13 protein-coding genes are annotated in these 15,844 nt (G+C 46.6%); 2 read left to right on the plus strand and 11 right to left on the minus strand.

Translation table 11 applies throughout. From position 1 onward, the window contains the following. Positions 1-2: 2 nt before the first annotated feature. Positions 3-947, minus strand: coding sequence for a thioredoxin family protein (locus DVO77_RS10090; protein WP_067206255.1), 945 nt, complete (start codon positions 945-947; stop codon positions 3-5). Positions 948-1,680: 733 nt separating this feature from the next. Between DVO77_RS10090 and DVO77_RS10095 the strand changes: the two genes are divergently transcribed. Together DVO77_RS10095 and DVO77_RS10100 are read left to right on the plus strand one after the other, a co-directional pair. Beyond that, complete coding sequence (locus tag DVO77_RS10095) at positions 1,681-5,487, plus strand: response regulator (RefSeq protein ID WP_119978262.1); 3,807 nt, start codon at positions 1,681-1,683, stop codon at positions 5,485-5,487. A 5-nt stretch (positions 5,488-5,492) separates the two neighbouring features. Beyond that, positions 5,493-6,422 carry a diguanylate cyclase gene (locus DVO77_RS10100; RefSeq protein WP_119978263.1) on the plus strand — a complete coding sequence of 310 codons (930 nt, stop codon included), beginning with the start codon at positions 5,493-5,495 and terminating at the stop codon, positions 6,420-6,422. Positions 6,423-6,684: 262 nt separating this feature from the next. On the opposite strand, the gene DVO77_RS10105 is transcribed toward DVO77_RS10100, so the two are convergent. The 10 genes from DVO77_RS10105 to DVO77_RS10150 form a co-directional block, all read right to left on the minus strand. Then, entirely contained in the window at positions 6,685-7,392 is a 708-nt protein-coding gene (locus DVO77_RS10105; protein WP_119978264.1) for a hypothetical protein, read from the minus strand. 89 nt (positions 7,393-7,481) lie between these two features. Then, positions 7,482-8,555: a DUF7146 domain-containing protein gene (locus tag DVO77_RS10110; protein ID WP_119978265.1), complete on the minus strand. Its 1,074-nt coding sequence runs from the start codon at positions 8,553-8,555 to the stop codon at positions 7,482-7,484. Positions 8,556-8,646: 91 nt separating this feature from the next. Next, positions 8,647-8,988, minus strand: coding sequence for a hypothetical protein (locus DVO77_RS10115; protein WP_001014427.1), 342 nt, complete (start codon positions 8,986-8,988; stop codon positions 8,647-8,649). After that, the gene (radC, locus tag DVO77_RS10120; RefSeq protein WP_119978266.1) at positions 8,988-9,485 is read right to left on the minus strand and encodes a RadC family protein; all 498 of its coding nucleotides are present in this window, start codon (positions 9,483-9,485) and stop codon (positions 8,988-8,990) included. Before radC ends, DVO77_RS10115 begins: the two co-directional genes overlap by 1 nt. Before the next feature lie 83 nt (positions 9,486-9,568). After that, the gene (locus DVO77_RS10125; RefSeq protein ID WP_119978267.1) at positions 9,569-11,224 is read right to left on the minus strand and encodes a VWA domain-containing protein; all 1,656 of its coding nucleotides are present in this window, start codon (positions 11,222-11,224) and stop codon (positions 9,569-9,571) included. A 69-nt stretch (positions 11,225-11,293) separates the two neighbouring features. After that, the gene (locus DVO77_RS10130; RefSeq protein ID WP_024015929.1) at positions 11,294-11,734 is read right to left on the minus strand and encodes a hypothetical protein; all 441 of its coding nucleotides are present in this window, start codon (positions 11,732-11,734) and stop codon (positions 11,294-11,296) included. Positions 11,735-11,795: 61 nt separating this feature from the next. After that, entirely contained in the window at positions 11,796-12,749 is a 954-nt protein-coding gene (locus DVO77_RS10135; RefSeq protein WP_119978268.1) for a DUF3150 domain-containing protein, read from the minus strand. A gap of 98 nt (positions 12,750-12,847) precedes the next feature. Then, on the minus strand, positions 12,848-13,612 hold the full coding sequence (locus DVO77_RS10140) for a hypothetical protein (RefSeq protein ID WP_428842893.1): 765 nt from the start codon (positions 13,610-13,612) through the stop codon (positions 12,848-12,850). A 2-nt stretch (positions 13,613-13,614) separates the two neighbouring features. Continuing rightward, on the minus strand, positions 13,615-14,574 hold the full coding sequence (locus tag DVO77_RS10145; protein ID WP_055464781.1) for an AAA family ATPase: 960 nt from the start codon (positions 14,572-14,574) through the stop codon (positions 13,615-13,617). Between the two features lie 209 nt (positions 14,575-14,783). Beyond that, positions 14,784-15,800, minus strand: coding sequence for a YqaJ viral recombinase family nuclease (locus tag DVO77_RS10150; protein WP_067206279.1), 1,017 nt, complete (start codon positions 15,798-15,800; stop codon positions 14,784-14,786). Positions 15,801-15,844 lie beyond the last annotated feature (44 nt).

Consider the following 15,844-nt stretch of genomic DNA (forward strand, 5'->3'; position numbering starts at 1 on the left):
CGTTATAACCCTCCTTGTGCACGCAGATAGCGAACAAGGAACTCAGGATCCTGCAATATCTTCTCGTTAAGCTCTTGGGCTGACATCGCGAGTGACACGCCGGGCTGAACAGGTCTAGTGGCATAGTAAGTTTGATCGTCAATCCAACCGGCTTGATGGGCTGCAAGAATGATTCGATTATTGAGCTCATCAAGGCTCATTGCGCCTTGGCCAATCGGAGTGATGACATTAGGCGGATCAACTAAGAACACGGCAGGGACAGTCGTAACGGACAAGGATTGTGCTTGTCCTGAATCGACTTTGTAATTGGGAAACTCTCCACCCGGTAAAGGCATGCCATCGACAGCAATAGCAAACACCTCGAAACCGTAGTTCAAAGCCATGGATTCGATGATAGGCGCTTGAGCGTGGCAGTAAGGGCAATCCGAACGATAGAAGAAGAACAAGCCAGCCCGTTTTGCTACTTCACCTAAAGCTACATCGCGTTGAGCGCCAGCTTCTCGATCCATCCGATTGGCAGCATAGGTCGCCAAGGGTCTGCGACTGATTTCATCCAAAACAGGATCGCCCATGACCACCTGCTGACTAACATCAGCAAACTGTGAACCCTTATCCATCATGACGCGCTGAAGATACAGATAAGCCCTGACGTTCTCATTCGTCGGCTCATCAATTGCCTTGTCCATGAACGATTGCATATGCTCTCGGAACCATGCGGCACTGAAGGGCTTTAGTTCGCTCTGACTGGACTCCACGACACCAGTTTCCGGCTCTATCAGCTCATCAGGCTGCTCAGGTTCAGGAATAACCTGATACCAAAACCAGCCTTCCTGACCACGCTGATAGAATGGTCCATCACTGGCATGGGCGGGCAAGATGAATAGCAAGAAAATAATGATTGGGATGGTCACCCATAGGATGAACCAAGGGAACAAGGGGGTTCTCATTGTCAGCTCCAGAAAATTTCATAGAGCTAACATGCTAATGATCCCGGTAAGAGCGATTGGCCAGATAGATGAATGAATCGTGTGTTTTTCTGACTAGCTGTTGTGACCAGTAACAACAGCTAATTTTAACGAGCCAAATTTATGATTGGACCGCTTTGAGCGAAAAGCAGAAATTTCTCTCCGCATCATAGTACTCATGCGAAAGTATGCTTTGCTTGATAGAGCGGACATTAACGCCTGAAGTTGGACGGACTTGTAACCGCAAAATGGCATGTGTCTCAACCACAGTGTCCAGCATCCATTCGTCGAGTTGATTGTCACTCGGATCGTGCTTCTCAGTAAGGCAAGCTAACTTTTTACTACAACAATCATCTTCAAAGCGATCTGCTTCTATTGATTTCCGTAGATCACGCAATTAAGTTGGATTGACAATGTTAGGGGGCGCTAATTTGTCCTTGCTCTGTAGATTAAATATGACTATTCATATCGACATAAGCTCAATGCAACTTGAAAGTTTTGCTTTTTGAGCTTAGAGTGATATTTTTAATAAGTTTCTAATTTACTGGTTGGCTCAACTTGTTTTAAAAACACGGCGCGCTGGTGCGACTGTTTCATAATGAGCGAGTCCTACAGGCAAATCAGTTGCTGGATTGTTTCTGAATTTGATTTTGGTTTTCCATCTAAATTATCGGCCCTACCCTTTTTATATCAATCGGAACCTCCTGAGCATTAAATGAAGTCACTTATCTCTGTTCCCAAATTTTCATTACGCAGTTGGTTAATGTCATTATGGCTACCGTTAGGGTTATTAGTTATTGGCTACTTTGTGGCAACATCCATGGTAGATCAGCAACAACAAACCCAAGCAAAGCGAATTAGTGATGCGGTTACTGCCAGATTAGATCTGATTGCAGAAGGGGTTCGGGAAAAAGTCACGCTATATCAGTACGGTTTACGTGGCACTCGTGGTGCTGTGATGTCACGCACGCCAGAGAGTTTTAATTATCATGATATGCAAACCTATGCACAAGTGCGAGACTATAAAAGTGAGTTTCCTGGCGCTCGTGGTTTTGGTTTAATCATCAAAGTTGAACCAAACCAGACTGCGGCATTTTTAGACCACATGGCTGCAGAGCGGCCAGACTACAACTTCAAATTCAGGCAGCTAACGCCACACCAAGATAGCCTTTTTGTGATCACCTATATTGAACCTAAGCAAAACAATCGTGAGGCCGTGGGGCTTGATATTGGCTCCGAAGCAATGCGCCGCAAAGCGGCATTAGATGCGGCGATAAATAATGATGTCAGGTTAACGGCACCCATTACCTTGGTACAAGCAAATGAGCAAATTCAGCAAGGTTTTTTAATATTAATGCCAGTATATAAAACTGTCATCGTGCCAGAAGGCCGTCAGCAACGGCTTGATCATTTATTTGGCTGGAGTTACGCCCCAATCCTGATTAACGAAGTCCTTAATTCAGTTGCAGGTCTGGAAAACGATGTCTTTCTGCAAATCAGTGACATTACCGAACAAACGCCAATCGAGTTCTTCAGCCAAGAAGTGAAAGACACTTACGACGCTGCTCTACAACATAAATTAAATCTCTCTGTATTTGGCCGCCAATGGCAGCTGTCGCTTACGCCAACCAATCGCTTTATTAATGAACTGCAACTGCGCTCTGGCACCAGCTTATTTTTTGAAGTAATGGCAGTCAGTACCATCCTGGCCTTTGGCGTGTATCTACTGCAACTTATGTTAATGCGCAGAAGTCAGTTAATCCGTCATAAGCAGGAGCTGGCAAGTATTGCAGAGCAAACTTTACTAAAAGTGAATGCTGAGCTTGAACAGCAGGTCGCACTGCGAACGGCGGAGATTTCACGTGTTAATATCTTGCAGCGCAGTATTCTTAGCAGCGCGGGCTACGCCATTATCGCTACCGATGAAGAAGGCATTATTACGGCCTTTAATCCAGCAGCAGAAAAACTCTTAGGCTATCGCGCAGAGGAGGTCCTTTTCCAACAAACCCCGTCTATTTTTCATCTGCCCGCAGAAGTGGAGCACCATGCCGCTAAGCTGACCACTGAGCTCGGTAGCAACATCGCGGTCGGTTTTGAAACCCTTGTAGCGAAAGCGCGTCTGGGGCAAACGGATAATGCGCGCTGGACCTACCTGACAAAAACCGGTGAACAGGTGCAAGTAAAACTAAATGTCAGTGCACTAAAAGATGAGCAAGGTCAGCTAGCAGGCTTTCTTGGTATCGCGTTTGATTTAACTAAACAACTTAAATACGAAGCGGAACTGGCACAAGCAAAAGAACAAGCTGAGTCTGCTAATAAAGCAAAATCTGAGTTTTTGGCAAATATGAGCCACGAAATCCGCACGCCGATGAATGGAGTTCTGGGATTATTACAATTGGTAGCCAACAGCACGCTGGATCAACGCCAGGCCGACTATATAGAAAAAGCCTATAGTGCAGCTAAGTCTTTGCTTACCTTGTTAAATGATATTCTGGATTTCTCAAAAATTGAAGCCGGTAAGTTGGAGCTAGACCCGCATCCATTTAGTTTGACGGATTTGCTGCAGGATATCGGCCTTGTTTTTTCATCTAGTGCAGAGCAAAAAGGATTGGAAGTGCTATACGATGTCACAGCGGATGTGCCTGAGCATTTGTTAGGTGATAGTTTCCGTATTAAACAAGTCCTGATAAATCTGGTTGGCAATGCCATAAAATTTACTGATAAGGGTGAAATACTCATCTCAATTAGGTCTCAATCACTGCCAGAGGGCGAGATTAACTTGTCTTTCAGTATTAAAGATACTGGGATCGGTATCACGCTGGAGCAACAGAACGCTCTTTTTTCCGGTTTTCAACAAGCAGATTCTTCAATAAGTCGTCGCTATGGCGGGACAGGTTTAGGTTTAGCCATCAGTAAGCGCTTGGTGAATTTGATGGGTGGTGAAATCGGCGTAGAGAGTGAATTTGGTTGTGGAAGTACCTTTAGCTTTAACGTCGTCGTACGCAATGCGGAGAAGAGGGCGATCCAAAACTCTCAAACGTTTACTCGTAGTAATGAAAAGTTGAGCGTGTTGATTGTCGATGACAACGACAGTGCGCGAATAATTTTACAAGGTATTGCGGTCTCGTTGGGATGGCAGGCAAAGATTGCGTCCGATGCGCAAGAGGCGTCACTATTAGTCAAGCAAGCCCACCGCGATAGTACTCGCTATGATGTCGTTTTCGTAGACTGGCGTATGCCGGGTAAAGATGGCCTAACCTTCGCTCGCGAGCTACGGGAATTGCATAGTAGCGTGGTTTCACTGATTGTAATGATTACCGCTCATGGAAAAGAACTGCTCGATGAGCAAAATAACGATTATGAGCGCTATCTGGATGGATTTTTAATTAAACCTGTTACAAAAAATATGATGTTACAGGCAGTAAAGAGTGTTGTTTTTGGCGATCTCGACCTGTCGCTCCCGACCTCCCCCCTCCCGCACGAGCTGCTATTGCAGGGAATATCCTTACTGCTGGTAGAAGATAATTTGACGAACCAGCTGGTTGCCAGTGAGTTACTGCAGCAACTAGGGGCGACCATCAAAATTGCTAGCAGCGGTGAGGAAGCGTTAGAGATGCTGGAAAGTACGGCAGAGCACTTTGATATGGTACTGATGGACATACAAATGCCGGGAATGGATGGCTATCAAACCACTCGTGAGATTAGAAAGCTACCTAGACATCAGTTGCTGCCGATTATTGCTATTACAGCGCACGCCATGTCTGATGATATAGCCGCTTGCCTGGCAGCAGGTATGCAAGACCACATCGCAAAACCTTTTGATCTTAACGAGTTGACGACCAAAATTCTCAGCCATCATAAAGCAGAAAAAGCACCTCACGTCAAACAAGTTAATAAATCAAACCTGAATTTTGATCAGGCAGCGTTAGCGTTCTGCCAGCAGCATCATATTGAACTCGAAGCTGCTGTTCAGCGCCTTGGTTATTCCCTGACGATTTATGTCAATGTATTAAAGCAATTTGAGCAGGACCTTAGGCAAGCATTACAACAACTAGAGGATAAAACACTTACCCGTCGTAATGCACGATTGTTGTTTCATAGTTTAAAAGGTGCTGCAGGCACACTTGGCTTTAGCAATCTGGCAAAGCTTACTGCCCGCTTGGAAGATGAGCTGCGTGAGCACAGTGATGACGGTTATCAGGTAGATAACAACGTTCTGGATATACTGAAGTTAACTCTTAACACCGCTACAGACTTGGTGAAATTATTACAAGTGGAACAGCAAATAGCTACCGCACAAGCCCCTGTTAGCCGGACGGAACAGGCAGCTCAGTTAATGACGCTAAAGCAACATCTCAATCTTGCCAACATGGCAGCGTTGCCACTTTATCAGCAATTGGCACCGTCACTGCAGGCTCAAACACCTGAACTAAATAAAGAGCTTGAAGAGGCTCTAGTCAACTTGACTTTTGAGCAAGCAGTCGTGATAGTTGATAAAATGTTAAGTCAATTCAAAGAGTAGTTTATATGTCAGCTGACACTATACCAAATGTGGCTATCAGCCAATTCCCTGCAACCATTTTAGTTGTCGATGATCAACCTATTAATATTCAGATTGTCTTTCAGGTTTTAGGCAACGAGTACAATATTCTGATGGCCACAAGCGGCAAACAGGCAATAAAAGTTTGCCACGACAGTCGGCCTGATCTCATTTTGTTAGATGTAGTAATGCCTGAGCAGGATGGATTAGAAACATGCAGGCAATTAAAAGCCGATAAACAACTGGCAGATATCCCGGTCATATTCGTCACAGGCTTGCAGTATCAAACGGATGAAGATGCCTGCTGGGATGCAGGTGGCGTCGATTTTATTCAAAAGCCATTTAATACAAATACATTACGTAACCGGGTAAAGGCTCACTTAGCCCTGAAAAGACAAGCTGACTTACTGCGTTCTCTCGCTTATCTGGATGGGTTAACCGGTATTTATAACCGCCGCTATTTTGATAACGTTTTATCAATCCAACTTGCCCAACATAGACGTAAACTGAGTCCTCTTGCAGTATTGATGATTGATATCGACTACTTTAAGAAATATAACGATACGTTTGGCCACTTAGCAGGAGATGATGCTTTACGTAAAGTGGCCAGTGCCCTAAAGCATAGCGTGCGACAGGCTGACATGGTCGCCCGCTATGGAGGTGAAGAATTTGTAGTGTTGCTAGCCGATACCGATATAAATGGCGCAGTAACCGTGGCAAAAAAGATGCTGCATCATGTATTGGAATTAGATATCGCACACCCCCAAACTCCCGCCACCAAACTGAGCATCAGTGTTGGCATTGCCGTCGCCGATGAAGCGAAAGGCTACGATAGTAATATTATAGAACTGGCAGACCAGCAGCTGTATTTAAGTAAACAACGTGGTCGTAATACCTATTCGGTTGTACTAGCGTGAGGTCTGGCAAACCTATTACCAAAAAATTACTATCTATGAGTGATTAATTTTAAACTCTGTTGTTACCATGATTTTTACAGCATAATATTGAAACCGGCCAAGATAATTTACACCGAATACTGGGACCATAACCCGCTGCGCTGCTCATCGCCCTTACACTAAAGTTCTGCTAACGACTAATAGCGGACTTTAATACCTGCACATTGTAATATCCGCTTCTGGCACATAAGTAATATTCATAAAGTGCGAATACTACATTAGCTTACTTTACTGCAAAAACCGTAACCAATGTCTTCATTGAGTCACCCGTAATCATAACAAAGTACATCTTGCTCTCCACGTGCTGCCAGAATTCGGCCTCTTGTGCATATTTTTTTGCTTTTTTAGTAGCGACGCTTTCTGGTAACTCGGCTTTAGTTAGCGCAGAACATAACAGCTTTGTGCACAAAGCCTTCCAAGGATGCTTAGGTACACCGTCTGAAAGCCGTTCTACGAATCTTTCAAGCGCATGACGAGTCACCACGACAGGTCCAATGTTCGGAACGTTGATGACCTCATCGATTTCTCTCACTGTAGCATTATCGACGCTGTATTCTTCGAAGGAATGTGAAAGCCAATCGTCCCGCTTCTCTACCGAGATCTGTGCTTCTTGGTAACGGGTGAGCAAGAACCTGGTCAGGCTGTAAAGTGAATGCTGAGTTGAGCGTTGTTTCTGTAACTTTTTGATAGCTCCTTTACTGACTCGGATTTGAAGCCCATTACCGCCTCGGTTACTCCCCATCACCTCTTTCACTGACAGTAGGTGATGAATAGCATAAAGCTCAGCTGCAATTGGCTTTTGCTGCTCAGGTAGCTTGTCGTATTGCTCACCTAAATCGACCTTTAGCTCACCACCTCTTCGAAGGCCGGTCTTCCAGTAAACCGTAAACTCACCATCAATCTGCTTTGTTAACAGGGTTAATACCATCATGTTTGTTTCTCCTATTGGTTATCTATTTTTCATTCTCCATGTTTTTTCAAATATGCAAGGCGCAAAAAAAGGGGCCGAAGCCCCTTGGATCAGATATGAACTTTAGGAAAGCCCATGACACCGTAAACATTCAGCACATCATTCCAATCCCAACTTTTCACGCCAAGTGACGTTGGTATCGGAGGGATCAACACTTGTGTCAGAATGCCTTTTTGCCAGGCTTTTTTCTTGAGTTCATTCGCTGCCTTCAGGCCGGTCTCAGAGAGATCGTGATCTGCCCAGATGTACAGCATTTTCACATTACTTGGTGGTTCAAACCTAGCCAGTAGCGTTGCATTCACAACCGACCAACATGTTTGCCCCGTTGCTCTGGTTACCGCTAGGGCCGTTTCTATACCTTCAGAAACACCTAGTACTTCACCAGGCTCACCTATAGGAATGGCACCACCAGTGATTGTTCTGTAACTTGGTATGGGCATCATCTTTTTAGGCTTTTCAACCGGCGCTTTGAATCCATCTTCACTTAGGTAGATCCGATGGAACGTGGCCGAACGCCCTTGCTGCGTAACGATTTTACCTAGCAGCGCTGGGTAGCTATCGATAAACAGACCATCTTCATCATGGTAAGGCAAGTTTGGATGAAACCTCAGCACCGAATCCCATTCAGGACGAAGCCGGGTAACAATGCCACGACGATGCAAGTAGTTCCAAACTGGTTGCGCACGAGTATCTGCAAGAGATAGCGTTTCTCCCCAGGTTTGATTCAAGCGATGGATAATCGCTTTGTCCTCGTCCTGCTTTCTAGCCTTCCAATCAACAGCGTTACGCGTTATTGCCCGAGAAGGTGCTTGTATTTGTCCGGGTTGAATACCAAGAACTTGGCCAATTGCTTCAATAGACTGAGCAAAGTTCCACCCATTAATCCAAGACAACAGTTCAAAGCCATCATGAAAGATACCGCAGGTATTACAAACGCCACCACCGGTATATTCAGCATCTTTGAACAGCCTAAAGCCATCACGACCGCCATGAACAGGACAAGCCACATGACGGCCTTTTCGAGCAATAGCGGCATCAAGTTCTGGCACCAATGCCGCTAATACTTGAAGCCATTGGCCATTAAGATATGGCCTTACTGTTTCAATTTGTAAAGGTAACGCCATATAACCTCCTTAAGTAAAAAGCCGACTCCTACCACTGGTGGTAAAAGTCAGCTTGGGTCCTGCATTAAGCCGTTTGGTTAATGCAGGAACGTTAGTCAAGCTGGATACCATGTCGTCTTAATAGCCACATGATGGAATCACGAAGCACATCAGGATCGACAACCGCAGCCATCGCGCAAACACGAAAGCAAAATGGCGCTAATTCGTCATTTTTAATCCACGACAACACATCCTTTCGCAACCGAGTACTGACACGGCCATCTAGCAATACTCGGATCGCATCCAATAGAATGCCTTCGCGTAACTGCCAGATTTCCGTGTCAGACCAAGTGACTGGGGCATCATCAAACTCAAATAGAAATTCGAGCTGTGATGATGTGTGTTGATGGGACTGCTTTTGTGATGTAGGAGAATGGGCAATGCGCCCATTCATTAAAGATAACCGCGTTCGGCAAGCGAAACGCAGCCCTCGGATGCGACCACAACATGGTCAAGCGTTCGAATATCAACAAGTGACAAGGCGTCACGGAGTCGATGAGTGATGCGTTTATCAGCTTCACTGGGCTCAGGATCACCCGATGGATGGTTATGAACCAGTATCACTGCTGCCGCATTAAGCTCTAGCGCACGCTTTGTTACTTCCATTGGATACACGCTCGCCGCATCTAAAGTGCCTTTGAACAGCTCTTCAAATCGAATAACGCGATGCTTTGTATCAAGAAACAGCACGCCAAAGACTTCGTGCTCATACTCGTGCATCAGTGTTTGCAGGTATGAGAACGCCGACGATGGCTGTTCAATTTTGCGACCTTTACTCAATCGACCACGAGCAAGCTTGAGCGCCATATCTAATATATCCGCTTCGGTCACCTGCTCAGGAACGATGTAAGTACCGGCTTCTTCGCCAGCTAAGAACTTTCTGTTTTTCATAGGAGTCTCCAAAAAAAAGCGGAGACGAACCCATGCCCTGACGGAGACGGAATCGTCCCCGCAGGGTGGTAAAATTGATGTGGTTACTGAATTAACAGTTTTTGTGTTACTTCGAATAACTCACGCTTCAGATCTTTGACGTCGTTAATCACGATGCTTTGAGGAAAGAATTTCTCAACACTGCGTGTTTGAATCCCTATTCCCAGCAGCTCAAAGCCACTTCGTCTGCACCGGTCAACAATGTCATGCGTGGCAGCCCAATCATCTGGGTCACCATCCGTTAGCACTATCATTAGCTTTCGCTTCTGTTTTTGCGCTAACAAACTGTTTGCCGCAAACCACATCGCTTGTGCCATAGGCGTACAACCTCGTGGTTTTTGGTCAAAACAGGCGGCCCGATGTCGAACCGATTGCTTGGGCAATAACGCGATAGAAACTTCCTGATGAATACCAGGAAAATAACTGACCGCAGGTACAACACCCGGTATGCCTTCCAGTGCCATGGCCAAAGCCAAAGCGGCTTCATTGGCAACATGAAAGTACTTTCGATTACCTTCGCCAATGGGTTTACCCATTGAACCCGATATATCGACCAGCAAGTGCACAGCAGCATTAGGCGCAATGCGAGGTTGCCTTTGAATAAACAATCTCGACTCACCGGCTTGTGAAGCGGCAAGACGATGGGTTGCAACTCGAAGACCGTGCCTTTTGGCATGATTCCGATTGTCCTGACTGGACTGAACCATGCCCCTAAGTCGGGCTCGAATTTGAGCCGACTCAGACGCCGATAAGGTCAAGATGGCCTCATCACCCAACATAGCTTGCTCTGCTTGGGGCAAACTGAGAGGTGTGACGCCCTGATGTCCTTCAGCTTGTTCCGACAACACTTCTGCCACTTGGGCAAAGGTATCGGGTTCAAACTGAGCGGCACTGGCCTCTAAGGCTTGTCGCAAATTGTCAGCTTGATCAGAGTTATCAGAATCACTCGTTTCAGCAGCATCCCCTGTTGCAGACGAACCTGTTTCCGGGGTTTGACTGTCACTACTGCTATTGCTGTCATTACTCGCATCTTGTCCAATGTCATCACCGCCATCAGCATCCGACTCATCCTGTGGTGGACGAGATTCGTCTTCCAACATGGCAACGATGGCATCGACAAGTTTCAGCACTTCACCTGTAGATGCCAGGCTAGGCACTGCTGTCAGCATGGCGCTTAACCGGCTCATCGCTGCGGCAGGAAAGAGTTGTCTCACTCTTTCATCAACAGCTTGATACAAAGGCGTCAGCGCTTTCTGGCCCAGAAAATGGCATCTCAAGCGAAACAACAACCAGGCTTGCAAGTTAGATGCAGGCTCAGGCTGTTCAGGTACACACATTTGCTGTGTGTCCACCATGTACTCAATCACTTGCGAAATACTGCGCCGGGTTCCGGGGTAATCCTTTGCCAATTCGTTTTCAATGCGCACATCCTCAATAATATTGAGAAGTGCCTTACGGATCGGCTTAGACGACGCCTTCTTCACCATGTCAAAATTGGTATGCCGAATATGCGCCGCTTCATGAGCCAGATAACCCCAAGCTATCTGTTGATAGTGTGGGTCGTCTGGGTTTGCTGTTGGGATCACAATCCGCTCACCATCGGTAAATGCATCTTGTCCTTGAATAAGCACCTTCACACCAAACTTTTCGCCATAAGCGGCGGCAACGATTGGCAGTGCGTTTTTTAATGGATGATTCATGGGAGTCTCCTAATCATTAGGGGGAATACTCCCTCAGCGGGAGCGTTTCCCCGCTGGGAATGTAAGTGTTTAAACCTGTGCTTTTAGCTTATCCAGGTCGTATTTTTGACCTAACCAAGCAACCAATTGAGCTGGACTCTCGTGCTGCTCAAATGACGTTTTAAGCTGGTCTAAACTCAGGATGTCATCCAATGTCAGACCGTACTGGTCTTGTAACTGAGTAGACACCTCGTGTTGATATTGCAGCCAGGCCCGCTCAAAAGCGGTTTGCTGCAATGCCATGTTTGGAACAAATACCATGGCCGTTACCCAAGCTCCTTGTGCGTCCGCATCTGCGATCAAAACAGGGTTCTTGGGGATCACGACACTATGTGTTGAGTACGACCGTTGTACTAACGTTCGACAACACGCCACTTCTGGTATCGATTCACTTTCAACAGCATCAGTTACACCACGAAAATGTGCTTCAAACTGGTTCAGTTGGCTGGGGTTATGGATGGTTGATTGCATAATTTCCTCTTACATAGTTCAGAGGACATGCGCCCTTCAGGGCAACATGCCCTCAAGGACGTTAGAAATAAAACGAGTTTGGTACAGTCGAACCAAGGTTTGGTCTGACGGTTGGTTGGGTTATTGCACACAAGTTATCTGCCTGAGCAGATACTGGCTGTGCGGGTTTAGGTTCAGGTTTGGGCATCAGTTGTCTGATATCCAATTGACCTTCACCGTGCATTCTCATCTTGTCTGGATCAGACAAAATTAAAATGGTCGCCATCAGTTCGTGATAGAGATTGTCTGTCACAGGGCCGGTCTTCGGCAGACGAACAAATAAATTGTCCATCGCTTCAACCATCGGCTGAACTCGATGATCCAGGAATGACAAACCATCCAACTTGTCTCTTAACCGTTTGAGAGGATTAAGGGCTCGCTGGCTGATTTGATTCTTACCTGCAACGGAACGCTCAAACAGTTCGTTGGCATCACGGGCCACCTCCCTAAAGAGGGTGTGTCCCATGCCATTGACCTTGTCATCTAAGCCACCAGCTTGGTCAGCTGGTTGCATTCGATAGATGGCATAATCGAACTGAAGCCGTTGTTCCACGTCTTCGATGGGTGATAATGCACGTCGGATTGCATCTGCAAATTCCGGGTGTTTTGCAACCCAGTCAAACGTCACCTGATCATAGTTGTCCAAGAACAACTGCTTGCACTGCGCAAATTCCTGACCGATCCGGTCAAGCTCTGGAACAATCTGATCAATTCGGTCTTCAGGGACGGCATAGCCACCTAAAAACCGCACACCGACTTGCTCACACAAGCGCTGCGCTTCTTTCTTAAGCCGTTCAAAGTTCGCCAATGCCTCAGGGTCGCAAATTTTTTTACTCCCTAAGCTGGCAACATCCTTCGGTGGAAGTTGGCTGCCATTGGCTAATCTGAAATCTTCAGGCCTTAGTTTTTTTCTACCGCTCCAGATGGAACAGTCGATGTGACAAATCAAAAGTTTGTCGAGGGTTTGAATACTCATAGTGCATCCTCATGCAAGATGGGGACGCACCACTCCCAACAGGAGCAATGGCCCCCGCTTGGGTGGTAGTAGTTGACGCGCTAATGGCAATACCACTATCAGAAATAGTAATTTTGCGAATCAGGCGACGATTGGTTGAGATCGATTTTCGCAGGCATTAAATCCAGTGCTTCAGCTATCGGGCGGACCCGCTCTAAATCACTGCCTAGCAACCGCAATACATCTTTTTCCAACTTCAGTTGGTCAGATACTTCTATCCCTTCAGGACTCGCTACTGTGAGCGAACACAGTGGTGGTAATTGACGCTTAAAGGCGAGTAACAGCAACAATGGCCACGGGCCATCATCAGTGTTAACAATGCCAGCGCCTTCACCTGACACCATGCTAATTTGATTGGTACTAGGTAATCCTCTTTTGCAAAACCCTAATGACCATTCTCCAATCCTGACCTGGTTATCATCAATAACAGCCAAGCCATAGGCTTCAAGCAGCTTTGCCATATCGAACAACGCTTTTTGTGCCAGCGTGATTTGGCCATTGACGTCCTTGCGAGTACGAAACTCCCAACTGACGTTATTGGCACACGCGACGCTATCTAGCGCATTTGAGAGTTCAAATGGCCGCCCTTGATGATCAATGCCGACTTGTCCAACCAATCGATAACCCTTGTTGATTTTCTCATTGATTCGTCGGTCTGCTTCAGCCTTAGGATCAGTCGAATCAATCAATCGCTGCTGCGACAATTGACCGGCTTTTCCAAACCGAACTTCAATCTCCTGGTTATCTGATCCAACATAAATGGCCCATTCTTTGGCTGTCCCATCAGAATGACTGTAACGGTAAAGAGCAAAGCACTTTTCCATCATCAATCCTCCCAGTGATCACCGAATACATCAGCAGCAATACGGTGAATGGCTTCTCGTTGCTCCAACTCAGCACGAGCCGTCAAAGACCGAACCAGTGCATACTCCACTGCGTTAGGAGCACCTTTAAAAGCAAGTGTTAACTTTGCCCAGCGCACCAAGGTCCGAGTGGACATGGTGATACTAAGCTCCGCACCGCCATCCGCGCCCCCAATAAAAAGACGACGAATGTCACCAGCCACCTTCACCATTTTTTGGCGAAAGACTTCTGGCAAGCCCGGCGCAACGTTCTCCAGAATGGCTTCCTCTACAGAAGGCTCTGCATAGGTCGCTTCGATGATTCTAAAGCGATCAAGAAAAGCCAAATTCTGTTGAAGCACACCTTGATACAAGCCCGTCTGGTCACCGCTGCCCGCACTATTGCCGGTTGCGATAAAACGAAACTTGTTATGTGGCATGATGATCTCACCGCCATTTTGTGCGATGACCAACGGGGCACCTTCCAAAATGTCATTGAGCCCAGCCAGTTCAGCAGGCTCAGCAAGATCCATTTCATTAATGATCAGCAAATGGCCATGCTTGACAGCCAGTGCCAGCGGTCCATACACAAAGGTCATGTTGCCATTAACCAGCGTGTGGTGACCGATAAGATCGGACAACTCCAATCGACCGTGCGCAGTAATTTGCTGAACAGGCCAATTCAATCGAGAAGCAACTTGGCAAATTAGCGAGGTCTTACCGCATCCCGTGGGGCCTGTAATATACAAACCGTCACCGTCTGGGTGAGACAAAAACGCCAATACGTCACGTAAGTCTTCTTTTCTAAAAACATACTCGTCCTTGCGAACGGGAATGTTTGGATGGGTAGTGTCGGCACTAAACCCTTCCAGAACGAAAGCATCAGGAGCCGGGACATTAAACGCTTGATTCACTTGAACCAAAAATGGGGATTGTTCTGTCATGGTAAACCTCATTAGTTTTAACGAGGCCCCATGCCCCAACAGGGAATGAAGTCCCCGTCGGGTGGTGTGTTGATTGTGGTATGGCTGTGTATGTAAGAGTTCAGCTCGCTCTATCATTCGTACCCAGCATTGGCTACGAGTGAAACTGCTTTCTGATGCACTCGATGTAAGCGCATGAGAAAGGAGCCGAAATCGGCTCCAAGTGAACGTTAAAAGTAAAATGAGCTCGGCGAGTCACCTGGCAGAACCAAGTTATCTTGCTCAAGACTGATTTTGATTGGTGTTTCAACGGGCTGCTCTGGCTTATTGGTGCTAATGCGCAACCGCTCTTGTGGCGCTTTTCGGTAAGCGGCTAAAACCTGTTCATCCAGCTCGCCTAACTTATCGGTGGCCAATTGCTTATAGTCCACCGTGCCCGCCATCATGTAGCGGCTGAGTTTGACCCCAGCATAGTCGGCATGAGCGTAGTTACCCATCATGGCGACCAATTTTGACTGGGCGTCTCGCATTTCCTCTTTCAAAGATTTAATGTGATTTTCCAGTCGGACCACTTCGGCATGTGCTGAGCAATACTGTCGAGACAGCGATGTCCAACGGTATTGGGCTTCACCCTTGGGAACAAAACAATCTTGCTCAGGGCATTTTGACGGTTCTTTTTTGGTCTGTACTAACTCCCAAAACTGAAGCGCTGTTTCTTGCAACTCAGTTAAGAAAGCCGCGTCTCGTTGTATTTCAAACTCAATCAGTTGATCCTCAAAATAGAATACCAACCAACCACGCGTGCTATTGGCGACCAGTATTTGATGCTGAACTTGCACCCAATACAACTGGTACGCCTCGCTTTGTTCTCGGTGAGCTTGCACATCCTCAAAAACTGACTGGCAAGGACATTTCAGTTCAACGGGTTCGCCCGCATCGTTGATGCCATCAAAGCTAGCTCGAAAGATTGCGTTATGATCGGCTTCTGCACATAACGGCAGAAGAAAGTCATTATGCGCATTCTCAAATGCTCGCCTTGCTTGAGGCTCCAACCGAATACCGCGAAGCACATTAGGATTATTCGACAGGTCTTCCGGTAATACGAATCCAGTTTTTTCTGCCCATAATCGCCAAGGTGTTTTGTAGGGTGAGCGCCCCATAATTATTGGGGCTTCAGATGCCGTAACCCCTGCAATGCGCCACTGGTGCCATGCAGGAGTACGTTGTGATAGGTCGATAACCTTCATATTGTCTCCTTTGAGGGGAGACTCCCCCGAAGGAGAGAATTCCC

It is taken from the genome of Shewanella algidipiscicola (genome assembly GCF_003605125.1).
Lineage (GTDB): Bacteria > Pseudomonadota > Gammaproteobacteria > Enterobacterales > Shewanellaceae > Shewanella > Shewanella algidipiscicola.